The following is a 24441-nucleotide window of genomic DNA, read 5'->3' as shown; positions in this document are numbered from 1 at the left end:
TTTAGAATGCGATTGATGAAACTGAAATTTACCCGACGAACATTTATAAAACGAGCTATTTACGCATTGTTATCGCTCGAAGTAGTATATATTTTTTATAGCTTATTAGGTAAAAAGAAGGATGGAGATGTAGTGGATGGATGGTTTGATGCAGGCAACATCAACTTTTTTGAAAATAACAAAGTATACCCATTTGGCTCGGCTCATTTTTATTTATCCAGATTAGAAGACGGAGGTATGTTAGCTATTTCTATTCATTGCACTCATCTTGGATGTGCCGTTCAATTTAATCAGAATAAAGATCGGTTTGTGTGTCCGTGTCATGCTTCAGCATTTAATAAACATGGTGAGGTGCTGTCGCCACCAGCAACGCGAGCTTTAGATATTTTTCCTATCAGTATTAGAGATAATAAAGTATTGGTCAATATCAATAATCCTATCAGACGAGATAAATATGAGGCTTCACAATTAACTTATGTTTAAATGACAGATATATCAAAATACAATAAGCTAATACGTATACTGGGAATCCTGGCTGTTTTGCTTTTGCCCTTCTACCTGGTTATTAAAACATATGTGAGTGCTGATGTGAGTAAAAGTACAAAGGCTGAATATACGGGAGTTGAAACCTGTATTGAATGTCATCAGCCTGAATACAATGACTGGTTGCAATCACATCATAATAAAGCCATGGATCATGCCAATGATGAAACGGTATTGGGCGATTTTAATGATGTGACATTTGAGGCACAAGGTTTAAGGCATCGTTTCTTTCAAAAGGATGGTAAGTTCATGGTTAATACCGATGGAGCCGATGGAACTATGCAGGATTTTGAAATAAAATATGTTTTCGGATATTATCCTTTGCAGCAATATTTGGTAGAGTTTCCGGGGGGGCGATTACAAACACTGGCGCTAACATGGGACTGTGACCGAAATAAGTGGTATCATATGGCCGACTATGTGTATGCCGATCAGAAACCTATCCAATCTGATAACTGGTTGCACTGGACCAATCAGGCGCAAAATTGGAATAGTATGTGTGCCGATTGTCATTCAACCAACCTGAAGAAAGGTTATGATCATGTTACAGATACATATAATACTACCTGGTCGGAAATTAATGTGAGCTGTGAGGCTTGTCACGGACCGGGTTCAAAGCATCTCGAATGGGCTGATTTACCTGAATATGCGCAGGAAGATATACCTAATTACGGATTGGTGGTGAAAACCAGCGGTATCGATCATACCGAGTATGTGAATAACTGCATTCGTTGCCATAGCCGAAGAGCTTCGTTACAGGATTTTGATCATCATGCTGGTAGTATTTACGACCATGTTATACCTAATTTACCCGAAAACCCAACCTGGCATATCGATGGTCAGATTTTAGAGGAAGATTATGTGTATGCTTCATTTATGCAGAGTAGAATGCACATGAAAGAAGTGCAGTGCAACGATTGTCATAATGTGCATAGTGGTAAGTTGTTATTTGGAAACCAAGGAACGCAATACAACCAATTGTGTGCTCAATGTCATGTGCCTGATATTTATGATACTCCTGAGCACCATTTCCATAAGACAGAAGGAATGGAAGGCGAGGCGTTGATTTCAGAAGCTGGTATAAAAATGGATGTTGGATCGGGTGCTTTATGTGTCAATTGCCATATGCACGGGCAAAATTATATGGGAGTGGATTATCGTCGCGATCATAGTTTTAGGATTCCTCGCCCTGATTTAACCATGAAATATGGCGTTCCTAATGCCTGTAACCAGTGCCATACGGATGAGACGCCTCAATGGTCGGAAAATCATATCACCGAATGGTTTGGAAAAAGCCGACGTTTTCATTTTGCTCAGACTTTTAGTGCCGCTCAGGATGAAGATACGGCTGCCGTTAAACGATTGGAGATTATTGCCAACGATGAATTGTATCCTATGAATATTCGCGCTTTGGCAGTGCAACATTTGGGAACCTATTTTCAGGATTCATTAAAAAATCAGTTGGATAATTACCTTCATAATCTTGATCCTACAATGAGGGTGGCGGCTGTGCGAGCTGATCAGTTGCAGTCGGAAGACGACATTAAGCGATTATTGCCTTTATTGAGCGATGAGACTAAAGCTGTGCGCACCGAAGCTTATAGGATTTTAATGGGCGTAGGTAAGGATAATATTCCTGTCAATTACCAGAAGACCTATGAGAAAGTAAAGGAAGAGTACGAGGAAGTGTTAAAATATAATGCCGATTTTCCTGTTGGTAAATTCAATCTGGGTAATTTCTATTACAATCAAGGGATGACTGAAAAAGCAGTTGAGCATTATAAAAAAGCCTTGAAGCAGGATAAAGAATTGCATTTTGTAAAGCTTAATCTGGCTCATTGTTACAATCGTTTAGGTGATAATAATAAGGCAGCACTTTTATTCTCCGATTATTTAAAGAATGAACCAACAGATGCCAATGCGATGTATTCCTTTGGATTGTTGTTATCAGAAATGAAAAGGTATGATGAATCGTTAGAAATGCTTGAAAAATCGTACCAAGCTGATGCTACTCGTCCGCGTGTAGCCCATAATATTGGTATGATGTACGATTTCAAAGGTGATAAAGTCAAAGCTGAGGCTTATTTGAAGAAAGAGGTACAATTAATGAATGATTATAACAGCAATGCGGGATTATTACAATTCTATCTGAATAACAGGATGCAGCAAAAAGCACTTCCTCTTGCACATAAAATGCTAACAGATTATCCGGAAGCATCGCAGGATTTGAACCCGGTAATTCAGCAGCTGGAAAGGAATTAATCTTTTTGTATTGATGATGTTTTAATAAGTAGTGGGCATATTATCATCAACAACTATAATGAAGTCAGCTTTTCCTTTAGCATCATCATTTAGTTTTTTAAGCTGACTTTGATTAACTGTTGAAATACTTACAATATTAAGTTTTTGATTGGTTTGACGAAGCTGCCAGATAATGCCCTCGTAGTAATCGCTGTGGTAGGCACCATTGAAATGTAGAAAAAGCTTATCAGCTTTGTGGTTTTTGAGTATAAAATGGGCCATTGTAGCATCTTTTAACGCCTGGGCTTTAGGAAGGTTATCGCCGCCATGTCCGGCACCCATACTTAACATTTTTTTATAACAGTTTACTTCAGCATCATATGCAAAAGGCAGAGGAGCTATCCATGCTTTTTCTTTAGTACTGAGTGTATCCAGCGATTTAACGCCTTTTTTATAAACCATACTGGCATATCTTCGAGGTACATTTGTGGCAATAAAAGGGAGTTGATTATTTTTAGCAATTTCAACTAAGGGTTTATAATCCGTATTATAATTAGGCCAAAGTCTTACTTTTTCACTCAATTCTTTTTCTGTAATTGAACCTTTCAAATATTGGTTTAATGCATCCTGATTATCTGCTTCTATCATTTCGGCACCCAGAATCAGTTCTCTTTTTTGCAGTAAATCATTTGTTGTCTCATATTGCAGCCAATGCGCAATAGCATTGTTATGAAGTTCACCAAAAAACACAATATCTGCTGCCGATAGTTTCTTCAGTATCTTTTTATATGTTACCTTTTTCCCTTTAGAAGTAAATATCTGATAGGCTTTCTTCTTTTGAGCGAAAGCCGGATTGATCATTGTAAAAAGGAGGAAAACGAAGATGGTTGGTTTTACGTGTGCTAGATTCATAATTTAATATTCAAAGGTGCAGTACTTATCAAACCAACTTCTTTGTTGAATGTTTACAGGCTTTTTGACCTCCGATATTAACCCTTTGATCCAATTTCTTTCCTGTAGAGGAGTTTAATGGGTTTGGTTGATACTTATAATGAACAGTTTCATACTGAATATTCTCCGTTTCCTGCAATTATACTGAATATTAGTTGTTTGCTGATCTAGTTTTGTTGTAGAGTTTTAAAACATTAACTACAATTTATTCAACAAATCATGCAAAAAAAGTTTAAACAGGTTTTATTGTTCTCAACCTTTGTTTTAGTTCTAACAGGTTGTGGTAATAAAACAGAACAGGCAATTCAAAAAGCACGCTATGTAAAAGTGATGCAGCTGGATAGTAATCAGTCAGGTAATCAATTACATTTTAATGGTCAGGTAAAAGAAAAACGTGATGTAAATGTAGCGTTTAAAGTTGGCGGTCAGGTAGTTGATTTGTTGGTTGATGAGGGAGATTATGTGAATGAAGGCCAATTAATTGCACAGATTGAAAAACGTGATTATGTCATTCGTTTACAAGGAGCTAAAGCTCAATATAAGCAGGTAGAAGGAGAATATACACGCTACAAAGAGTTGTATGAAAAAAACAAACTTCCGGCTAATACATTGGAAAAATTAGAAGCAGGTTATCTGGGAGCTAAAAGTCAGTATGAGGCAGCAGTTAATGCGCTGAATGATACTGAACTGAAGGCTCCTTTCTCTGGATATGTTTACAAGCGTAATATCCATAAGTTCGAAAATGTTGGACCCGGTCAACCTATTATTTCACTATTGGATGTAAGTCAGTTGGAGGTTCATTTTAGTCTTTCGGAAAGACAGGTGGCACAAGCTAAGGATTTTAAAGTAATCACCTGTGATGTGGCCAATGCCGGTGTTTCCGGAGTAACGGCTGAATTATTGTCGGTGAATGAAAAAGCCAATGGCAGCGATATGTATGATGTTCGTCTTGCATTGTCCAAAGGGCAAAGTACAAAGCTCCGTCCGGGTATGTCAGCTAAAGTAAATGTTCAATTATCCAGTGCCGGAACGCACCATATGCTGGTTCCGGTTGAGTCTGTTTTTCGACAAGATGATGATTCATATGTTTGGATATATAATTCAGATAAATCACAGGTAAGTAAACAAAAGGTTCAAATCAGTCAATTAGAAAATAAAGGTTACGTGGTGGTTGATAAAGGACTGCAGGGGAATGAAGTCATTGTGACAGCCGGAGTGCACAGCCTAAGCGACAATCAGGAAGTAAGAGTCCTGGAAAATAACACACTTTAATCTGAAACAAAGCCAGTATATGTTAGATAAAATATTAAGTCAAAAAGCTTTTTTAAGCTTCTTCTTTGTGGCTTTGATCATTGGTGGGATTGGATCATTCAATGGAATGGGAAAGCTCGAAGATCCTGAAATTCCTATCAAAGCAGCTGTTGTTATAACTACTTATCCGGGAGCTTCGGCCGAAGAGGTAGAAAAGGAAGTGACCGAGGTATTAGAAAAAGCTATTCAACGCTTAGAGAATATCGATTTTATCGAGTCTCGTTCTATTCCGGGCATGTCGGAGATTACCGTTAATATAAAAACGGGCGTGCGTTCCAACGAAATGCCTCAGTTGTATGACCACTTGCGGCGTAAGGTACACGATGCAAAAGGATCATTGCCGCAAGGTGCCGGAGAGCCCATTGTAAATGATGATTTTGGTGATGTGTCAGGTATCTTCTTCGCTATAAGTAACGATGGTTATAAATATCGCGAGTTTCAGGACTATGTTGATTATGTGAAGGAGGAAATGTTGTTGGTAGATGGAGTGAAACGAATTGAAGAGTTTGGTAAACAAACCGAAACCATCAACATTACTTTCGACAATGAATATTTTGCTTCATTGGGTATCAATCCAATGATGATCTTTCAAAAGTTTCAGGATCAGGGAACAGTAATGGCTCCCGGGAATTTTAAGTCAGGAAGTGAACGTATTAGTATTGATATAGGTAAGAAGTTTCAGGATTTGGACGAAATAAAGGATTTTGAAGTAGTCTTACCCAATGGAGGTCGTTATAAATTAGGCGAAATTGCTAAGGTGGAGCGTGCTTATTATGAGCCTACCATGCAAAAATTGAAGTTCAATGGAATGGAGGCTATCAGTTTGGCCATTTCAATGGAAAAAGGTGGGAACGTTATTGAGTTAGGAGAACGGGTAGAGCATCGTTTAGCTCAGTTGCAAAACGATTTGCCGGTAGGAATGGAGATTCATCCCATCTTTTATCAGCATAAGAATGTAGATGATGCCATTAGCGACTTTATGGTCAATTTGGTTGTGTCTGTACTAATTGTTATTGCTGTTCTATTGGTTTTTATGGGAATGAAAGCCGGATTGTTAATTGCCAGCGGATTGGTGTTTACTATTCTGGGTACTTTTATTGTAATGGAGAGCATGGGCATTGAACTTCACCGTGTGTCGTTAGCTGCCATCATCATTGCCATGGGTATGTTGGTTGACAATGCTATTGTGGTTGCCGATGGTATCTTAATCGATCTTCAAAAGGGGATGAAAAGAAAAAAGGCCTTTGTTGATGCTGCTAAAAAATCGGCCATGCCATTATTAGCTGCTACCTTAGTAGCCATCCTTGCTTTTATGCCGCTAGGGTTTAACAGTACAGGCGCCGGTGAGTTTTTAAAGCCCTTGTTTTTTGTGTTAGCTATTTCATTGTTCGTTAGTTGGATCTTTGCCATGATACAAACACCTTTTATGGCTCAGTTTTTTTATAAAAAAGGAGTTTCGAATAAGGGTAAAGATAATGAGAGTAAAGATCCGTACGATACACCATTTTATCGTTTCTTCGAACGAATTGTTAGGTTCTCTTTATGGCATAAGTCATTGGTAACCATAGCAACCTTTGTTATTCTGATTTTGTCATTTATGTCATTTCGTTTCGTAAAGCAGAATTTCTTTCCTGGTGCAAACTACGATCAGTTTATTCTTGAATATAGATTGCCTGAAGGAACCGATTTGTCGCAAGTGGAGACTGATTTAGAGATTATTCAGAAGGAAATAGTAAACTGGGATGAAATCAATTACGTAGTAACTGGTTTGGGTAGTACTCCAACTCGTTATACCTTATTACGTCCTATGAATGGTTTAAGTCAGAGTTATGGTGAGCTTATAATTAGTGTAGAGGATGCAGAATATGCTGGACCTGTTATGGAGCGCCTTCAAACATATGTAAATGAGCATAATCCACAAGCATATGCCAGGGTTAGAGAATACATTGCTGTGGGTGGAGATGCTAAGATTGAAGCAAAGTTCTCGGGGCCTGATGAAATGGTATTACGTAACCTTGTTGAACAGGCCAAAACTATAATGACAGAGGAGCCCACAGCAGAATTTGTAACGGATAACTGGAAGAATGAGGTGAAGGTGCTAAAACCTGTTTATTCTAATGTAAAGGCACGTGAGATAAATGTTAATCGTCAGGATGTGGCTCGCGCATTAGCTATTGCTTCCAATGGAACACCTGTTGGATTGTATTATGAAGGTGATTATCAGTTGCCGGTTATGCTCCGACTAAAAAATACCTTATCTGATGATGTTGGACTGGTAACTTCTGTACCTGTTTGGGCGCAATTACCTAATAGTGTACCATTAAATCAGGTAGTTGATTCAATTACTATTGAGTGGCGTAACAACCGTATTATGCATTACGATGGCCAAAAAGCCATTAAGGCACAGTGCGATCCTGTTGTAAGTTCATCAACCGGAGAGGTAATGGCCAAAATCAAAGATAAGGTAGAGGCAATTCAATTGCCTGAAGGTTATCAGTTAGAGTGGTTAGGTGAAACAAAAACAAGCGAAGATGCCAATGCCGGATTGGCTGAGAATTTACCTTTGGCTTTATTTTTAATGGTAATTATCATCATTGGCTTGTTTGGCAACTTCCGCCAACCTGTTATCATTTTCTTATTGGTTCCATTGGCTTTTATTGGTGTGATATGGGGATTTGTGGTGACACAAACCTACTTCACATTCTTTGCTTTGGTTGGATCATTAGGGTTAATGGGTATGATGATTAAAAATGCTGTTGTACTACTCGATGAAATCAACCTGGAGATAAAGGCCGGTAAAGATACACTTCAAGCTATTATTGATTCTGCCATATCAAGGGTCCGTCCTGTGATGATGGCTTCATTAACCACTATCTTGGGTATGTTGCCATTGGTGTGGGATAAGATGTTTAACAGCCTGGCTATTTCCATAATGTTTGGATTATTAATTGGGTCGCTCATCACTTTAATTGTGGTACCGGTGCTGTATGCAGTATTCTATAAGGTCAATACCCGATCATTACATAATAAAGAAGAATAGGACAGATAGAGGTGGTTGCCAAAAAAAGGATAAATATGAAATTGAGAAACATATATATATTAATTTGTATTCTAACAGCTTCAGCAGTTAATGGGCAAGAGGTTCTTACCATTGATAAGGCAAGGAACATGGCTTTGGAGTATAATCGAACTTTGAAAGTAGCGGACCTGAGAGAGAAGGAGGTTATTTCGAATCAAAAAGAAGCTCGTACCGCTTATTTACCAATGATTGATGGAACAGGTACGTTAACTTATCTGCCTGATATGGATGACATTGAAATACCCGGCATGTTTATGCCAACGGCTGATGCTAATGGTAATATTACGGGAGAAAGTGATGTTTATTTTCCGGGCATGGCTCTTGAAACAGCCGGCTTAAGACTGTATCAGGCTCAGGTGGCGGCTGCGGTTCCAATTTACGCCGGAGGTCAGATACGCTATGGTAATAAAATGGCCGATAAAGGTGTTGAAATCGCTCATCAGGATTATCAACTAAAAACAGATGAGGTGATTTTAAATACCGATAATGTGTATTGGCAATTGGTTGCTTTGAAAGAAAATTTGATTGTGGCAGATAAGTATGTTGAAATGTTAGACTCATTGCAAAGTCAGCTGCAAACCATGTATGATGTTGGTTTAACGCCAAGAAGTGAATACTTAAAAGTTAAAGTACAAAAGAATGAGGCTGAATTAAACCTGATAAAAGCACGTAACGGATATAAAATACTGCAAATGAATCTTTGTCAGTTAGTTGGATTGCCTCTTTCTACACAAATCGAACTCAGTGAGTCGCTCCACGATAACCCTGAGATGATCAATGTGGGAGATGCATTAAATTTGGCATTGGATAACCGGAATGAACTGAAGATGCTGGATGGACAGGTGGAAATAGCTGAACTTCAGAAAAAGTCAACAGCTGCAGAATATCTTCCTCAATTGGGAGCTCAGGTTAGTTATGGATACATGGATATCCCAACATTTGAAACGAGTCGTTATATGACTCAGGTAAATGCTCAATTATCCATTCCCATTGTACATTGGCGCGAGCGTAAGCATAAGATGGATGCAGCCCGATATAAAAAACAACAGGCGCAACTTCAATTGGATGATACCAAAGAATTGGTGCAACTGGAAGTTCAGCAATATATGCTTAATCTGATGGAGGCATATGAGACAATTGTGTTGGCAAAGAGTGCCAAAGAAGAAGCGGAAGAGAGTTTGGAAGAGGTAAAGATCAGTTACGAAGCCGGATTGAATTCCACTACCGATTTGTTGGATGCGCAAGCCAGCTGGCAAAGTGCTCATGCCCAATTGCTAACTGCTTTGGCCGACTACGAAATTGCCAAAACCAGTTACTATAAAGGAATTGGTCAGTTAAACCAGATGTTAAATTAGCATTGGTATAAATGCATTCCTGATTATTTTTAACGGATAGCGGCAAGAAAATCCATACTTGTCGCTACCTTTAAAGCCAATATTAATAATGATGATGAGAAACTGCCAGCCAAAGAAAATAAGATACAAAGCCCGGCTTCTTTTTGAGGTGATTATCGGTATTGTTTTTAATATGATTGTTGTAAAAACATTCTTTGCGGGGGCAGTCTTTTCCATAGAAGGTGTTGCGTTTACCATCTGCCTTTTTGTTACTATTTCTGAAGGAATTTTTGCATTTAATAAGCTCCTTGATTATAAGTACACCTGGCATCAACATACCTTAAAACGCCTTATTTTGTTGCTGCTTTTTACCATATTTTGGTATGCCATAGTAGCTTATGTTGCTAATATAACAAAACCTTTAATTGAAAAGGAAACAGAGATTCCTAAGACACTCTTTCTGGCCAGTATGGTCATTTCCATTTTGTTTGTTTCTATTTATGTCAGCTTACTAATTGCGTATAACTATCACCAAAGTCTTGCTATGTTTATTAAAGAGAACGAGGCTTTAAAAAACGAAAAACTGCAGTTGGATTACAGAGCATTGCAAGATCAGATCAACCCTCATTTTTTGTTTAATAATTTAAGCACACTTATTGCTATTATCCGGCACGATCAGAAAGCTGCTATTCGTTTTGCAGAAAATTTTTCTGATGTGTACAGGTATGTATTAAAAAGTAAAGATGATATATCTGTTACTTTAGAAGAAGAATTGGGTTTTATAAAGTCGTACCTTGATTTGCACAAAGAACGTTTAGGTGAAGGACTTCAACTATTCTATAAAGTAGATCAAAATGCCAATGCGAAAAAATTACCTGTATTGAGTTTACAGTTTTTAGTAGAAAACGCAATCAAGCATAATGTAGCTACTATTGGAGATCCTTTGAAAATAACTATCGAGGCCAGTAATGATATGGTTAGAGTGACTAATAATCTTAACTTGAAAAATACTACTTATTCGACCAATACCGGACTTAAAAACCTAAAGAAGAGAATTGCTTTTTTAACCGATCGTCAAATGCATGTTGCACAAGATGAAAATGAATTTATAGTAGAATTACCTTTAACGGATTAGATATGCAGATAAACGTTATTATTGTAGAGGATGAAGTACACAGTGCCGGTATGCTAAAAGAAATGATTCTTTCGTTACGTCCTGAATGGAATGTGATGGCAATTTTACAAAGTGTATCTGAAACGGTTGAATGGTTGAAGGAGAATACCGAAAATATCGTAATTTTTCTGGATATTGAATTAGCTGATGGTAACTCATTCTCTATTTTTGAGCAGATGAAGGTGGAACACCCTGTAATATTCACCACTGCCTACAACGAATTTGCATTAAAAGCTTTTCAGCTGAATAGTATTGATTATCTGCTAAAACCAATTAAAGAATCGGAATTGTTAAAAAGCATTGAGAAGTTTGAACGCGCCATAGAACTGTTTGAAACCAATGTGGTGCAATCAGATAAGAGTGTTGATTATCAGCAATTGGCAAAAAATATTATGTCGGCAAGTGGAGGGTATCGTAAACGCTTTCTTATTTCAAAAAGAGATTCTTTCTTTAAGTTACCGGTTGAAGATATTGCCTATTTCTACTTTGAGTCACGCGTTACTTTTGCTGTGAGTTTTGATGGAAAACAGCATATAATCAATCAAGCTTTGGATAAGCTGGAAGAGGAGCTGGATCCGCAAATGTTCTTTAGAACCAACCGTCAATCCATCGTAAACATTGAAGCCATCGATCATTTTGAGGCTTATTTTAGTGGCAAACTGGTAGTTAAGCTAGTTAATAAACTCAACGATAAAATAATGATCAGCCGAGGTAAAGCGGTTCAGTTTAAAGACTGGGTGAATCAGTAAAGTATTGAGGTGGAGTTTTCTTTACTGTGTTAATGTTATCCACATCGTCTTTCTTAAGTGAAAGAGGAAATGTTTAGGTATTTAGTTTGTAGTCAGTAGAAAATATACGGCTTATATGGTCTACTGACCACAAAATACGGGTTGAGTTTTACTCAAAAATATTATTCAACAAACCGCCACTTTCTTCCTTGCCTGAGTTTTTTCCATAAGGAGTTACAGCTTTGATTAATTTGCTGATTGGCATCGACTGAATCCAAACCGTTCCGGTACCTCTTAAGGTAGAAAGAAACAATCCTTCACCACCAAAAATCATCGATTTAAGATTGCCGGCTTTCTGAACGCTGAAATCAATACCATCAGTAAAACCAACTACACAACCTGTATCTATACGCAATGATTCGTTATTCAGTTGGCGTTCAATTAGTGTTCCTCCGGCATGAATAAATGCTTTGCCATCACCTTCCAATTTCTGAAGGATAAAGCCTTCGCCACCAAAGAAACCTGCGCCCAATCGTTGATTAAAATGCATGGATAGCTTAGTGCCCAAAGCAGCACATAAGAAGGCATCTTTTTGCACAATCACTCTTCCTCCTAACTGAGTCAAATCTAGAGGAACGATGGTGCCGGGGTAAGGAGCCGAAAAAGCTACCTTTTTCTTGCCGTAACCACGATGCGTAAAATGAGTAAGAAATAACGATTCGCCGGTAATTACACGTGATGCTCCGGCCATGATCTTACCAAAAAAGCCTTGCGAAGGATTTGAACCATCGCCCATCTTAGCTTCAAAGTCAATGCCATCTTCCATATACAACATGGCTCCGGCTTCGGCAATGACGGTTTCCTGAGGATCGAGCTCAATTTCTACAAACTGAACATCATGACCTTTAATTTCATAATCAATTTCGTGTGAATTCATAGGGTATGATTTATAGGTTAAAGTACTTCTTTAATAGTTGTTTGAAGTACTGATTTATTGCTTACTTTATAATTTTCAGGATGCTTTTTCCAATCGATGTAAACATTGGTAATGGGGTTTTTCATGATGGCTTTTATATTATCATGGCTCAAAAAACCACCTCCCAAATAATAACTTTGATTGAATTTATCCATCCATTTTTGACTGATATTCTCCGTAATAGGAATCACGATATCAACATCGTTACTGAGTTCTAATGTAATGCTTCTTTCAGCCAATGTAGGTCCGAAATAACGGTTGGCATCACCCACCGGTACATTAATCTCAAACGAAATCAGAAACTGTCCTTTGTGATTGCTGATGGTAGCATGGGTTCTTATTTTTCCTTTCTCTTCACCGAAAAAACGAGCCATACGTGGACTCACCTCATAAAACAGTTCATGCCGATCTGAAGTGACTTCTTTTGTTACATCGATATTCAATGCCGGAGCTGTAACAGCCGGTTGAGTAGGTGTTTCTTGTTGAGTAGATTCCTCCATACCTGCTTCATAATATTCCCAGGTGCCGTTTTTATGTAGTATTACCGTATTACCTGTTTCGGTAGTGGCTTTAATTTGTGCCTTTAGTTGAGTGGCGCCCAATAGTACAAGGGCTAATAAAAATAGGTTCTTCATGCAAATTAAAATTAGAGCATACAAGATAGTAAAAAGCGGATAGCCTATAGCCATTAGCTGATAGCTTTTTTAAGATTTCTTAATGCACTTAACAGGCCGTCAGCTAAAGGCTAACGTTTATTAGTTTTGTTTACCCCTAAATCCCCTAAAGGGGATTTTGGCTTTGGGATAGTCTATGTTTGCATTCAATATTTATTTTCCTTACAACATACTCAAGGTTAGATTATATCTCTAGATTAGAGAAGCGAATTACTTTAATGCCCCCATTATTTAATTCAGCCTCTCTGCCAATATCGTATTCTATTTGTTGTTGTTTTAAATGTATATCACCATCAACTTCAATAACTAGTTTTATCCGATGACAATAGAAATCGGCTATAAATATATCGATTGGATGTTGAGTCCTAAAACGTAAGTTTAGTATTTGTTTACCTTTTAATTTACCCCATAAGATGAGTTCTGCTTTAGTCATGTTTTTACGTAAAGCTTTTGCCTTTTCAAATATATGCGGTTTAGCATTGTAAAACATATTAACCTGATCACTCACGCTCATTGTTCTTTGTGTTTAAGCCCCTTTAGGGGTTTGGGGTGAATAATGGTATTGCTATAATGTTGTACCTCTCTCCACCTCAAAACCATTATAAGTAACGAATTGCCATACCTCAATTATTTTATTGGCTTCTATTTGGTAGGGTTTATAGTTCCTGTTGGTTGATACCAGTAATAAGGTTTGGTTTTTCTCAAATTGATTGTATACTACTTTAAAAACAATTCCTTCGTCGCGGGTAACAATAATGCATGGAGTGCCGTCTTTAATGGTTTTCCAGTTTTGCACGTAGCTTCCCGTAATCCACGATCCTTCGGGAATGGGTAACATCGAATCTCCTTTGATCTGAAAGGTGCGATAGGTTCTGTCCTGAGGTAAAAAAGGTAACGAAAACTTGGGTAGAGATGAAATAAACTCCATATCACCATAATCTGATGTATAACCAGCCTGCGCTTTAACAGGCACCATTTCTATATTCTCGTTTCCGTCTTTATCTACCGACACTGTCAGTAAACGTAGCTTTTGTCCTGTAACATCAATATCAAAACCATCTTCTATCTGCGATAACTGAAATTCGGATAGCTCTTGCAGGTTATAACGGATTAAAGCATCAAGTGATATCTTGAAATAATCGGCAAATTTAATTAGTGTTTTAAATGGTGGTTGCACACTTTTTTCGTACCCCGCCAATGTGGTTCGTGTCAATTCTAAGTTGGTGGCCAAATCGCTTTGAGATAGTTTTCGTCGTTGGCGTAGGAACTTGATGTTTTCTGCGAAATACATATGTTTTAGCTTTTAACAGGTAGCTCTTAGCCGATAGCTTTTTTTGTTCTTAATATTCAATTTCTTCTGCCTTCTGACTAAAAACTAACTACCTATTTATTTCATAAAGATAAATAAAATGATTAAATTATAGTCAGGAAAATGACGAAAATATCGACATAAATGCAAAAGTCAATTTTACATCTGGATTTAGACACCTTTTTTGTGTCGTGCGAGCGCCTGATGGATAGTAAACTAAACAATCGTCCGGTGCTGATAGGAGGAACTTCCGACAGGGGAGTAGTGGCTGCGTGCAGTTACGAGGCGAGGCAATACGGTATTCATTCGGCCATGCCCATGCGTATGGCAAGGCAGTTGTGTCCGCATGCTACGGTGATAAGGGGAAATAGTGGAGTGTATAGCAAGTTTTCAGATGCTGTGACAGAGATTATAAAAGATCGCTCTCCTTTGTTTGAAAAATCATCAATTGATGAGTTTTATGTGGATGTGAGTGGGATGGATCGCTATGTAAAGCAGACCTACATGTGGGCTCAGGAATTGCGTGATGAGATTATTCGCGAAACGCATCTGCCTATTTCCTTTGGCTTATCAACCAGTAAAACGGTGTCGAAGGTAGGAACGGGTGAGGCTAAGCCTAATAACTATATGCGTATCGAAGATGGTTATGAAAAACCCTTTCTGGCACCTTTATCTGTGAAGAAAATACCAATGGTGGGAAATCAAACTTATCGTTTGCTGCGAAGCATGGGAGTGGAGCGTGTAAAAACGGTTCAGGAGATGCCAGTTGAATTGATGGAGCGTGTACTGGGTAAAAACGGTAATGTTATCTGGAAAAAGGCGCAGGGCATTGATAATTCACCTGTGGTAGCTTATCACGAACGTAAATCGCTTTCGATGGAGCGTACTTTCGATAAAGATACTACCGATGTATATAAACTGCGTGCCATTGTTATGGGGATGGCCGAGAATCTGGCATTTCAGCTACGACATGGAAATAAGCTTACAGCCTGTGTAACGGTAAAAGTGCGTTACAGCGATTTTCAAACGCATAGTAAGCAAAAACGCATTCCGTATACATCGTTGGATCATACTCTAATTGAGGTGGTGAAAGATTTGTTTGATAAGGTATACGATCGTCGGGTACTGGTACGATTGGTGGGCGTTCGTTTTAGTCATTTGATTGGCGGAAGCTACCAGATAAGACTGTTCGAAGACTCGTTTAAGCTGATTAAACTCTATCAGGCTATGGATAAGGTACGCGATCGTTATGGACAACAAGCAGTGGCTCGTGCCATTGGAATGAGTTCTAAAACCATTGCCCGACCCAACCCTTTTAATGGACAACCGGCAGTACTTAATGGTTAATTATTAATGATGAATTGTGAATTAAGCTAATGGCTGATAGCTACTAGCTTGTATGTTTAATTGTAATAAAATCAACTTAACAATTGGGCAGTTCTGCAATTCATCATCTATTTTGGAGTCCCAGAGGGACGACTGTACCAGCATAGTACGTAAGTGCTATGATTAAAAATAATGTAAAACCAAAGCCCGGAGGGCTGTCTGTATTGAGAGTTGATTTGCCGATTCGTTGAATCGTTTATTTGTAAAAAATCAATTTAACAACTCGACAATTCAACAGTTCTACATATTTATCAGTCTAACGTCTAAAAAGTCTAATCTCTAAAAAAGTGCTACTTAATTGTCATACATATTATAGTTTTAAATACGGGACCATCTCCTCCGAAGATTTGCTGAAGGAAGCTTCTGAAAAAGGCTACAGTACACTTGCAATTACTGATATCAACAGTACTTCGGCCTGTATTGATATGGTTCGTCGCTCGGCTGAGTTTGGGATTAAGCCTGTGGTGGGCATCGATTTCCGGAATGGAGTGGAGCAGATGTATGTGGGCATTGCCCGCAACAACGAGGGCTATCGCGAGTTGTGCGAACATCTTACCGATTATCGTCATTCGGGAGAAGAATTGGACACCAAGGCGCCTGAATTTAAACATGCCTATGTTATCTATCCGTTTACAAACAAAAAGCGTGAGTTGCGTTATAACGAGTTTGTAGGGATACGGCCCGATCAGTTGAAGAACCTGCCTTTCTCGGTATGGAAAGATCAGAAAAGTAAGTTGGTAATCCAGCATACGGTGACTTTCCGGAATAAGCACGATTATAATGTGCATCGTTTGTTGCGTGCCATCGACCTGAATATGTTACTGAGCAAACTACCCAAAGAGGAGCAGGGAACGATGAATGAAAAGCTTCTGTCGAAAGATGAGTTGATTAGTTTGTTTGGCAGGTATCCGGCCATATTACACAATACGCAAAAGCTGATGGAGTCGTGCAATATTGATTTTGAGCTGGGAGTAAATAAGAATAAACGCTATTTCTTGGGCTCCGACGAAAAAGATTTTCTGTTGTTGAAAGATGAGTGTGAGAAAGGCTTGAAATATCGTTTCCCCAATCGTCCTAAAGAAGTAATTGAACGGATGAATAAAGAGCTGAATACCATCCGCGATTTGGGGTTCTGTGCTTACTTTTTAGTGACTAACGATATTGTGAAGTATGCCCGCAATCAGGGCTATTATTATGTGGGGCGGGGTAGTGGAGCCAATAGTTTGGTGGCTTATTTGTTGCGACTTACCAATGTTGATCCCATTGATCTGAACCTTTATTTCGAGCGTTTTATTAATCCTTATCGTACTTCACCACCCGATTTTGATATCGACTTTTCGTGGACTGATCGCGATGATGTGACACGTTATATTTTTGAGCGATACGGCTATGATCATGTTGCTTTGTTGGGAACTTATATCACTTTTAATCATAAATCAGCTTTCAGAGAGATAGGCAAAGTGTTTGGTTTGCCCGATGAGGAGATTGTGGCCCTGCAAAAAGATCCATCACCCAAAAATTACGGGCAGTATGGTAAATGGGTGATCCAGTATAGCAAATACATCGACGGATTTCCCAGTCATTGCAGTATTCATTCCAGCGGTATCATTATATCCGAAAAGCCCATATCGTATTATTCTGCTACCGAGATGCTGCCTAAAGGCTTCCCGTCAACACAATTTGATATGTATGTGGCCGAAGATGTGGGCTTGCATAAATTCGATATTCTTAGTCAGCGTGGGTTGAGTAAGATTAAGGATGCATTGGATATCATCAAAGAAAACAAGGGAGTGGAGATTGATATTCACGACATCAATAAGTTTAAAGAAGATGAGGCAATTAAAGAGCATCTGAAGGTGGGAAAGGCCATTGGTTGTTTCTACGTTGAATCGCCGGCCATGCGTATGTTGTTGACTAAGTTAAAGGCTGATGATTATCTGCGTTTGGTGGCGGCTAGTTCTATTATTCGCCCCGGAGTTGCAAAAAGCGGTATGATGCGTGAGTATATCCTAAGATTTCAGGATGAGAAACGAAGAGAGAAAGCCAGGCAGGATCTTCCGCAGTTATACGAAATATTGGATGAGACTTATGGTGTGATGGTGTATCAGGAGGATGTGATTAAGGTGGCGCATTATTTTGCGGGTCTCACTCTGGATGAAGCTGATATCCTACGTAGGGGAATGTCGTGGAAGTTCAGGCAACGTAATGAATTCTGGAAGGTGCGTGATAAATTCTACAGCAATTGTCGCAAAAAAGGGTATGCTGAGCAAACTGTCAAAGACATCTGGATGCAGATTGAGAGCTTTGCCAACTATGCTTTCGCCAAAGGCCATTCGGCCAGTTATGCCATTGAGAGTTATCAGGCGTTGTATCTCAAAGCGCATTATCCGCTGGAATATATGGTGGCAACGCTCAATAATGGTGGAGGTTTTTATCGACCCGAGTTATATCTGCACGAGGCTCGCATTAATGGGGCAGAGGTGGAAGCGCCTTGTGTGAATCGGAGTGATTGGTTCAATCGTATTTCGAGTAATCGAATTTATTTGGGTTTTATGATGTTGTACAATCTGGAGAAAGGAACGATACGGAAAATATTGGAAGATAGGGAGCTGCATGGTCAGTTTAAAAATTTGTCTGACTTTGTAACACGTACGGGAATTTCGCTGGAGCAACTACTGATTCTGATACGGGTAGGAGCGTTTCGTTTTACTGGTAAAGGCAAGAAAGAGTTATTATGGGATGCCCATCATCTGTTAGGATATACTAAAAAGGTAAAAGCGGAAGCTAGCTTATTTGCACCTGCTGAGGTGAAAGCTTTTGAGTTGCCCGAGTTGTGGAGTCACGATTTAGAGAATGCTTTTGATGAAATTGAGCTACTGGGCTTTCCGCTAATTAGCCCGTTTAAACTATTGGCTGAGAAGTTACCCAGTACCTTGCGTGCTCGTGATTTACCTATACTGATTAATAAATATGTGTCGATAGTAGGTTATCTGGTAACGCGCAAACCCACCCGAACAGCCAATGGATCAGCTATGTTTTTTGGTACCTGGCTCGATATGCAAGGAAGATGGATTGATACGGTTCATTTTGTAGAAGCGGCAGCGCGGTATCCGTTTCGTGGTCCGGGATGCTATCATATCTTCGGGACTGTGGTAGAAGAATATGGTTTTCTTAGCATTGAGGTGAGTAAGATGTATCGTTTACGCAATCGTAATTTGGATGAATAGTCTAAAAAAGGCTGATAGCTTATAGCTGCTGGCTACTAGCTAGAATGTCTATTAAGGGGGCAATGTGTAGGCCAACAATCATAGTCGCCCCTCCGGGGCTCTGATTTCCTTCTCGCTCATCACAGCACTCACTTACTGTTTTAATACAGTCAGGGCTACGCCCTTCAACTATATAGGTAGTCCCGGAGGGATGCCTGTACTAGCATAGCACGTAAGTGCTATGGAATAATGAAGCGGTATGTAAGTCCCGGAGGGACGTTTGTAACAGCATAGTACGTAAGTGCTATGTTAATAATAAATGAATAGAAAGGCTTTTGTTCTAGCATAGTATGCAAATGCTAAGATTTGTATGTTTTCTAATTAAACATCTGGCGTTTTCGCATCAATTTATTTTTAATAAAACGTTGCAGCTTTTCGTCGCGGTATTCGAGCCATTCCATTTTAATATCAGGCATTTGTTTTATGGCACTATTAAAATGTCCAATACCATCCGATTTACGCAATGCTTCAACCAGCTTTCGGGTAACACTCATATCTTCCTGTTCCTGTGCAAAATCCATCATCAGGTTAAACATCTCACGCGAATTCATTCCCTGAACCTGCAGGTAATCATCCGGATTAGCTTCTACATTATTCACTTCAGAGTTGGTATCATCATTAAAGTCAATAAAACCATCAAATTCAGGAATTGCCGTAACCTTACCAGTTGATTTATGAATATAAACCAGGTAACCGTTGTCGAGCAGACGTACAATGTTTTGTATGGCTGAGGTAGAAGTAACAATCATAGCTCAAGCATTAAGGTTTAACAATATGTTAGCTGAAAGGAGTGTGCTTTGTACTTGATAAATTTATCGATTTTTCAAGAATTATCAAGAGAAGAAAATGTTAAATTATCTGATTCTTGACTTTTAATGTAATTGCTCTGATTTATCTCTTATAAAATAGATGGGCTTTACTTTTTTGCAAAAACAAAAGAGGCAACCTATGATAAGATTGCCTCTTTTGTTTTATTACTTATGGTAATTCCGGATCTTCATATTCGATAGATGTTCCCCCCTCATCTCCATCGGCTCTTAAATTGGTATCAATTGTTTTGTCCTCTGGTTGCACATCATCCTTATCGCAAGCTTGAAATGCAAATGCAGTGGCCATAATAGCCATTAATAAAAACAATTTTTTCATGATTTATAAAGTTTAAATTAGAATTAAGGCGAATGTAATAATTATCTATAGTTATGCATGTAAATTAATAAGATAAACTAAATATAATCTAATTCATCGCCGGAGTATGCTTGTGAAGTACGCTCGTAGTTTTGGGTTGCTCGATATTTAGCGGAATGGTAAAATAAGCCTTTGTGCCTTTGTTAGGAATAGAGTCGGCCCAAATTTTACCTTTATGCTGTTCTACAAACTCGCGGCACAGTACCAAACCTAAACCCGAACCTTTGGCATTGTAACCGGCTTCAATAAAATAGGTTTCTTTCTTTTCAAACAGGGCCGACGATTGTTCGGCGGTCATGCCATAGCCTTGGTCGGCAATGCAAATAAAGGTCTCTTCATTGTTTTGGGTGGCCGAAATGGTTATGCAACTTTCGGACTTTAAAAGACCCTTATTTTGAACTTGTATTTCTATAATGAAGGTACAGGGCAAAAAAAGCACATGAAATAGTAAAACTTACTATTTCATGTGCTTTTTTATGTTGTTTAAAAGATGTGTTAAACATCACCACCTTCAAAATCTATCAAAGTTCCCCCCTCATCTCCATCGGCTCTTAAATTGGTATCAATTGTTTTGTCCTCTGGTTGTACATCATCCTTATCGCAAGCCTGAAAAGCAAAAGCAGTCGCCATAATAGCCATTAAAAAAAATAATTTTTTCATGATTTATAAAGTTTAAATTAGAATTAAGGCGAATATAATAATTATCTATAGTTATGCATGTAAAATAATAAGATAAACTAAATAAGTCTAATTCATGGCAGGAGTATGCTTGTGAAGTGCGCTCGTAGTTTTGGGTTGCTCGATATTTAGCGGAATGGTAAAACAAACCTTTGTTCCTTTGTTAGGAATAGAGTCGGCCCAAATTTTACCTTTATGCTGTTCTACAAACTCGCGGCACAGTACCAAACCGGAACCTTTAGCATTATATCCGGCTTCAATAAAATAGGTTTCTTTCTTTTCAAACAGAGCCGACGATTGTTCGGCTGTCATGCCATAGCCTTGGTCGGCAATACAAATAAAGGTCTCTTCATTGTTTTGGGTGGCCGAAATGGTGATGTAGCTCATAAACTTTAAAAGACCCTTATTTTGAACTTGTATTTCTATAATCAAGGTACAGAGAAAAAAAAGCAAATGAAATAGTAAATTATACTATTGCTCAAATGCTTCTTTATATTCTTTAAAAGATGTGTTAAACATCTCCTCCTTCATATTCAATTATTAGACCACCACTTTCTTCCGGATCTCCACCAGCTCTTAAATTAGTATCAATTGTTTTGTCCTCTGGTTGCACATCATCCTTATCGCAAGCCTGAAAAGCAAATGCAGTGGCCATAATAGCCATTAATAAAAATAATTTTTTCATGAATTATAAAGTTTAAATTAGAATTAAGGCGAATATAATAATTATCTATAGTTATGCATGTAAAATAATAAGATAAACTAAATAAGTCTAATTCATTGCAGGAGTATGCTCATGAAGTGCGGTGGTAGTTTTTGGTTGCTCGATATTTAGCGGAATGGTAAAACAAACCTTCGTTCCTTTATTAGGAATAGAGTCGGCCCAAATTTTACCTTTATGCTGTTCTACAAACTCGCGGCACAGTACCAGACCTAAGCCCGAACCTTTAGCATTATATCCGGCTTCAATAAAATAGGTTTCTTTCTTTTCAAACAGAGCCGACGATTGTTCGGCGGTCATGCCATAGCCCTGGTCGGCAATGCAAATAAAAGTCTCTTCATTATTTTGGGTGGCCGAAATGGTGATGCAGCTTTCGGGTGGCGAGTATTTTACCGCATTAGATACCAGGTTACGAATAATGGTGCGTAACATGTTAAGGTCGGCAGTTAATTTAATGGCAGGCGATATATCGTATTTAAACGAAACATTGCGTGTGTTAATTGAGCTATCCAACAGATCGATACTATTTTTTGCCAATGGTAAAAGAGGTGCGGTTAACGGTTTAAAATCAATTTGACCATTTTGTGAGTTGGCCCAGGTTAATAGGTTTTCAAGTAGGTAGTACGAGCCTGTGGATGCTTCGCGGGCTGCCTTTAGCAGACTTTTAAAATCTTCTTCCTCATAGCCCGGCATATCCATATATAGTTCAATCAATTCTTTTAAGCCACCAATTGGGCCGCGTAAATCATGACCAATAATAGACAGAATACGATCTTTGGCCAGGTTCGATGTTTTTAAATCGCTGTTAATTTGCTTAATTCTTTTTTGCTGCTTTTTAAGATGGCTCTCCGATCGTTTTAGTTTTACCCGTTGCTTATTTATAAAGTAGCCCAATACAATCAATAGCAGCAAAACAGCTCCAATAGAAATAATAACAATCAATTGATTGCTTAAACGGGCTTCTTTTAACTCATCTTCTTTTTGTAGTAAGGCTATATCTTTATCCCGCTCCTGTATTTCAAAGCTTTTTTGCATTTCGATAAGTTTGTCGGAGAAGGCGATGTTAGAGAGGGAGTCTTGAAGTTTATCATATGCGCCAAGTTCTTTTCCAATAAGTTCAGTTTTACCTAGTAATGCATAATATCTAATCTTGTTATAACTAAAAAGTCGTTGATCGGCAATATTTGGTGGAGACATTTTGAAAATTTCAGAAAGTTCCGACAGAATTAACTTAGATTCTTGTTTGTTGCCATTTTTTATTTCAATATGAAGTAAATTTAATAATGTGGAAGCTATACCTTTATTATCCTTTAATGCCCTTCTTATTTTTAGAGCACTATTAAAATACTCTTCAGCTTTTTTAAATTCTTCATTTTTTAGATATATAGTTCCAATGTTATTATTGACTAAAGCTATAACAGATTCCTTTTTAATTTTCTTAGCTTCTTTCTCAACATTTATATAATGCTTTAAGGCTATATTTCTTTTCTCAACTTTATTGAAATGATTGGCAAGATTTAATTCAATTGCAATTTTTGTTGAGTGTTTTATATTCTTCTTTTGAGAAATATTGTATGAAGTTAAATAGTATTTCTCTGCTAGTTCATTATTCTTCTTCATTGAAAAATAACTACCTAAATCCATATATACAATACAACAATTGTCCCATTTCCCAAGTTCCGTATATTTATTATACGCCACTTCAAAATGGTATAAAGTTAGTTCAGAATTATTTTTCTTACTGAAATTCTTAGCCAAGTAATAGTGACAATCAGCTATACATTCTACTTCTGCAGATGAATTATCAAGAATAGGTTTTAAATGATTTATTGATTCATCAAATCTTTGTTTCTTATATAATAACTTACCGTATTGAGAATTATATATAATTTTCTCGTGATTATTTAAATTATCAATAATGTAAGGTATAGAATCTATGTTTGAAATAAGTAAATTGCTATATGCGATTTTCTTATTCACTGAATAACTACAAGTGTCGCATAGATTTAATGTTGGAAATGGATTTGCATTAGTGTATAATACAAATAAAAGTAAATAGAGTATACAAGTCACTCTTTGCGCAATTTTTCTTGTATACTCCATATTAAAATTTTAAATATCACCTTCTATATAGTCAATAGAAACTCCACCTTCATCTTCAGGATCACCATATGTTGCCGATTTTAAACTACTGGTTGTAGATTTAACTTTAACATTCACTCCTCTTTCCAACAAACCAACATCTTCGCGTTTAATGGTAAAGTCGGCGCCAAAATAATCAAAGTCTGTTGAGGTACCATCGTAAGAGATGGTTAAAGGGCGATATAAAACATTATCAGCAACGGGGCCTTCGCCGCTGGTAGTAATTTTGCTGTCTTTAGGCAGGTACGATACGGTGCGTACTACAAATTCTGTAATTTTTCCGTTGCTGTCTTTAACCGTTTCCAGGTTAGTATACGGTACTAGTTCTTTCATAAATTAATAGGTATAAATTATTATGGATGCTAATATATAAAAAGTACTTTAAGGTATGGTATTATTATCGAATAAAAATGATTAAAATTCAATATTATCAGGTTAATTATTAATTCAATAGGCACAGATTATTGGGGTTTATAAAAAGGTATTACCCAACGATTAAATTTCTAATTAACCTCACTAAGGTTGATTATCAGATGGTATTGATGAGAAAAGTTGAATTTGGTATAGAAATATAATTTCAATATGAAATTGAGTGGGTGAAAATTCTCGAGTAAAAGTTAGCCCTAGATCGGCCTTGTCTGGTGAGCCATAAAGCAAGGTGAAGTTGCCGTAAAAATCGGTGCTGTTTGAGCGTAGCGAGTTCAGCGATTTTAGGCAATGAACCGTAGCTTTATGAGTGAAGC

At 37.9% G+C, this 24441-nt stretch carries 23 protein-coding genes; 9 read left to right on the top strand and 14 right to left on the bottom strand.

Features of this window, described 5'->3' with window-relative positions; translation table 11 throughout:
* Positions 1–15: 15 nt before the first annotated feature.
* Both KEM10_RS16365 and KEM10_RS16360 read left to right on the top strand, forming a co-directional pair.
* Entirely contained in the window at positions 16–483 is a 468-nt protein-coding gene (locus KEM10_RS16365; RefSeq protein WP_212217111.1) for a QcrA and Rieske domain-containing protein, read from the top strand.
* Complete coding sequence (locus KEM10_RS16360) at positions 484–2805, top strand: multiheme c-type cytochrome (RefSeq protein WP_212217110.1); 2322 nt, start codon at positions 484–486, stop codon at positions 2803–2805. It abuts the gene before it with no gap.
* A gap of 21 nt (positions 2806–2826) precedes the next feature.
* Here KEM10_RS16360 and KEM10_RS16355 read toward each other — a convergent pair whose 3' ends face one another.
* A complete protein-coding gene (locus KEM10_RS16355) occupies positions 2827–3696 on the bottom strand; it encodes a ChaN family lipoprotein (protein WP_212217109.1) in 870 nt (289 codons plus the stop codon).
* Between the two features lie 258 nt (positions 3697–3954).
* Between KEM10_RS16355 and KEM10_RS16350 the strand changes: the two genes are divergently transcribed.
* The 5 genes from KEM10_RS16350 to KEM10_RS16330 all read left to right on the top strand — a co-directional run bounded on the left by KEM10_RS16350 (position 3955) and on the right by KEM10_RS16330 (position 11382).
* Positions 3955–5007, top strand: coding sequence for an efflux RND transporter periplasmic adaptor subunit (locus KEM10_RS16350; RefSeq protein WP_212217108.1), 1053 nt, complete (start codon positions 3955–3957; stop codon positions 5005–5007).
* A gap of 19 nt (positions 5008–5026) precedes the next feature.
* The gene (locus KEM10_RS16345) at positions 5027–8086 is read left to right on the top strand and encodes an efflux RND transporter permease subunit (protein ID WP_212217107.1); all 3060 of its coding nucleotides are present in this window, start codon (positions 5027–5029) and stop codon (positions 8084–8086) included.
* 35 nt (positions 8087–8121) lie between these two features.
* Entirely contained in the window at positions 8122–9480 is a 1359-nt protein-coding gene (locus tag KEM10_RS16340) for a TolC family protein (RefSeq protein ID WP_212217106.1), read from the top strand.
* Positions 9481–9571: 91 nt separating this feature from the next.
* Positions 9572–10594 carry a sensor histidine kinase gene (locus KEM10_RS16335; RefSeq protein ID WP_212217105.1) on the top strand — a complete coding sequence of 341 codons (1023 nt, stop codon included), beginning with the start codon at positions 9572–9574 and terminating at the stop codon, positions 10592–10594.
* 2 nt (positions 10595–10596) lie between these two features.
* Positions 10597–11382, top strand: coding sequence for a LytR/AlgR family response regulator transcription factor (locus tag KEM10_RS16330; protein WP_212217104.1), 786 nt, complete (start codon positions 10597–10599; stop codon positions 11380–11382).
* A gap of 148 nt (positions 11383–11530) precedes the next feature.
* Here KEM10_RS16330 and KEM10_RS16325 read toward each other — a convergent pair whose 3' ends face one another.
* The 4 genes from KEM10_RS16325 to KEM10_RS16310 form a co-directional block, all read right to left on the bottom strand.
* Positions 11531–12298, bottom strand: a complete 768-nt coding sequence (locus KEM10_RS16325; RefSeq protein ID WP_212217103.1) for a TIGR00266 family protein — start codon at positions 12296–12298, stop codon at positions 11531–11533.
* 17 nt (positions 12299–12315) lie between these two features.
* Positions 12316–12972, bottom strand: coding sequence for a hypothetical protein (locus KEM10_RS16320; RefSeq protein ID WP_212217102.1), 657 nt, complete (start codon positions 12970–12972; stop codon positions 12316–12318).
* A gap of 223 nt (positions 12973–13195) precedes the next feature.
* On the bottom strand, positions 13196–13525 hold the full coding sequence (locus tag KEM10_RS16315) for an endonuclease domain-containing protein (protein ID WP_212217101.1): 330 nt from the start codon (positions 13523–13525) through the stop codon (positions 13196–13198).
* Between the two features lie 51 nt (positions 13526–13576).
* Positions 13577–14302 carry an XRE family transcriptional regulator gene (locus KEM10_RS16310; RefSeq protein ID WP_212217100.1) on the bottom strand — a complete coding sequence of 242 codons (726 nt, stop codon included), beginning with the start codon at positions 14300–14302 and terminating at the stop codon, positions 13577–13579.
* 162 nt (positions 14303–14464) lie between these two features.
* On the opposite strand from KEM10_RS16310, the gene dinB reads away from it, so the two are divergent.
* Positions 14465–15667: a DNA polymerase IV gene (dinB, locus tag KEM10_RS16305; protein ID WP_212217099.1), complete on the top strand. Its 1203-nt coding sequence runs from the start codon at positions 14465–14467 to the stop codon at positions 15665–15667.
* 326 nt (positions 15668–15993) lie between these two features.
* Positions 15994–18933, top strand: coding sequence for a DNA polymerase III subunit alpha (locus tag KEM10_RS16300; protein ID WP_212217098.1), 2940 nt, complete (start codon positions 15994–15996; stop codon positions 18931–18933).
* 356 nt (positions 18934–19289) lie between these two features.
* On the opposite strand, the gene KEM10_RS16295 is transcribed toward KEM10_RS16300, so the two are convergent.
* The 9 genes from KEM10_RS16295 to KEM10_RS16255 form a co-directional block, all read right to left on the bottom strand.
* On the bottom strand, positions 19290–19721 hold the full coding sequence (locus tag KEM10_RS16295; protein ID WP_212217097.1) for a UPF0158 family protein: 432 nt from the start codon (positions 19719–19721) through the stop codon (positions 19290–19292).
* A 229-nt stretch (positions 19722–19950) separates the two neighbouring features.
* Complete coding sequence (locus KEM10_RS16290; RefSeq protein WP_212217096.1) at positions 19951–20118, bottom strand: hypothetical protein; 168 nt, start codon at positions 20116–20118, stop codon at positions 19951–19953.
* Between the two features lie 88 nt (positions 20119–20206).
* The gene (locus tag KEM10_RS16285) at positions 20207–20596 is read right to left on the bottom strand and encodes a sensor histidine kinase (RefSeq protein WP_212217095.1); all 390 of its coding nucleotides are present in this window, start codon (positions 20594–20596) and stop codon (positions 20207–20209) included.
* 56 nt (positions 20597–20652) lie between these two features.
* Positions 20653–20817, bottom strand: coding sequence for a hypothetical protein (locus KEM10_RS16280; RefSeq protein ID WP_212217094.1), 165 nt, complete (start codon positions 20815–20817; stop codon positions 20653–20655).
* An 87-nt stretch (positions 20818–20904) separates the two neighbouring features.
* On the bottom strand, positions 20905–21222 hold the full coding sequence (locus tag KEM10_RS16275) for a sensor histidine kinase (protein ID WP_212217093.1): 318 nt from the start codon (positions 21220–21222) through the stop codon (positions 20905–20907).
* Positions 21223–21346: 124 nt separating this feature from the next.
* Entirely contained in the window at positions 21347–21520 is a 174-nt protein-coding gene (locus KEM10_RS16270; protein ID WP_212217092.1) for a hypothetical protein, read from the bottom strand.
* Positions 21521–21607: 87 nt separating this feature from the next.
* Positions 21608–23659 (bottom strand): ATP-binding protein, encoded by a 2052-nt coding sequence (locus tag KEM10_RS16265; RefSeq protein ID WP_212217091.1) that lies wholly within the window; start codon positions 23657–23659, stop codon positions 21608–21610.
* Positions 23660–23668: 9 nt separating this feature from the next.
* On the bottom strand, positions 23669–24031 hold the full coding sequence (locus KEM10_RS16260; RefSeq protein ID WP_212217090.1) for a hypothetical protein: 363 nt from the start codon (positions 24029–24031) through the stop codon (positions 23669–23671).
* 183 nt (positions 24032–24214) lie between these two features.
* Positions 24215–24441, bottom strand: a 227-nt coding sequence (locus KEM10_RS16255) for a hypothetical protein (protein WP_212217089.1), incomplete at its 5' end; no start/stop codon positions are given.

This window comes from Carboxylicivirga linearis (genome assembly GCF_018271995.1).
Lineage (GTDB): Bacteria > Bacteroidota > Bacteroidia > Bacteroidales > Marinilabiliaceae > Carboxylicivirga > Carboxylicivirga linearis.
Note: the sequence above shows the minus strand (reverse complement) of the source record. Positions and strands in the feature narration are given on the sequence as shown.

Coding starts and splice junctions, on each gene's coding strand:
- KEM10_RS16330 (WP_212217104.1), top strand. CDS start 10,597: ATGCAGATAAACGTTATTATTGTAGAGGATGAAGTACACAGTGCCGGT.
- KEM10_RS16275 (WP_212217093.1), bottom strand. CDS start 21,222: ATGAGCTACATCACCATTTCGGCCACCCAAAACAATGAAGAGACCTTT.
- KEM10_RS16345 (WP_212217107.1), top strand. CDS start 5,027: ATGTTAGATAAAATATTAAGTCAAAAAGCTTTTTTAAGCTTCTTCTTT.
- KEM10_RS16310 (WP_212217100.1), bottom strand. CDS start 14,302: ATGTATTTCGCAGAAAACATCAAGTTCCTACGCCAACGACGAAAACTA.
- KEM10_RS16350 (WP_212217108.1), top strand. CDS start 3,955: ATGCAAAAAAAGTTTAAACAGGTTTTATTGTTCTCAACCTTTGTTTTA.
- KEM10_RS16260 (WP_212217090.1), bottom strand. CDS start 24,031: ATGAAAGAACTAGTACCGTATACTAACCTGGAAACGGTTAAAGACAGC.
- dinB (WP_212217099.1), top strand. CDS start 14,465: ATGCAAAAGTCAATTTTACATCTGGATTTAGACACCTTTTTTGTGTCG.
- KEM10_RS16365 (WP_212217111.1), top strand. CDS start 16: ATGAAACTGAAATTTACCCGACGAACATTTATAAAACGAGCTATTTAC.
- KEM10_RS16335 (WP_212217105.1), top strand. CDS start 9,572: ATGATGAGAAACTGCCAGCCAAAGAAAATAAGATACAAAGCCCGGCTT.
- KEM10_RS16290 (WP_212217096.1), bottom strand. CDS start 20,118: ATGAAAAAATTGTTTTTATTAATGGCTATTATGGCCACTGCATTTGCA.
- KEM10_RS16295 (WP_212217097.1), bottom strand. CDS start 19,721: ATGATTGTTACTTCTACCTCAGCCATACAAAACATTGTACGTCTGCTC.
- KEM10_RS16280 (WP_212217094.1), bottom strand. CDS start 20,817: ATGAAAAAATTATTTTTTTTAATGGCTATTATGGCGACTGCTTTTGCT.
- KEM10_RS16355 (WP_212217109.1), bottom strand. CDS start 3,696: ATGAATCTAGCACACGTAAAACCAACCATCTTCGTTTTCCTCCTTTTT.
- KEM10_RS16340 (WP_212217106.1), top strand. CDS start 8,122: ATGAAATTGAGAAACATATATATATTAATTTGTATTCTAACAGCTTCA.
- KEM10_RS16325 (WP_212217103.1), bottom strand. CDS start 12,298: ATGAATTCACACGAAATTGATTATGAAATTAAAGGTCATGATGTTCAG.
- KEM10_RS16360 (WP_212217110.1), top strand. CDS start 484: ATGACAGATATATCAAAATACAATAAGCTAATACGTATACTGGGAATC.
- KEM10_RS16270 (WP_212217092.1), bottom strand. CDS start 21,520: ATGAAAAAATTATTTTTATTAATGGCTATTATGGCCACTGCATTTGCT.
- KEM10_RS16315 (WP_212217101.1), bottom strand. CDS start 13,525: ATGAGCGTGAGTGATCAGGTTAATATGTTTTACAATGCTAAACCGCAT.
- KEM10_RS16265 (WP_212217091.1), bottom strand. CDS start 23,659: ATGGAGTATACAAGAAAAATTGCGCAAAGAGTGACTTGTATACTCTAT.
- KEM10_RS16320 (WP_212217102.1), bottom strand. CDS start 12,972: ATGAAGAACCTATTTTTATTAGCCCTTGTACTATTGGGCGCCACTCAA.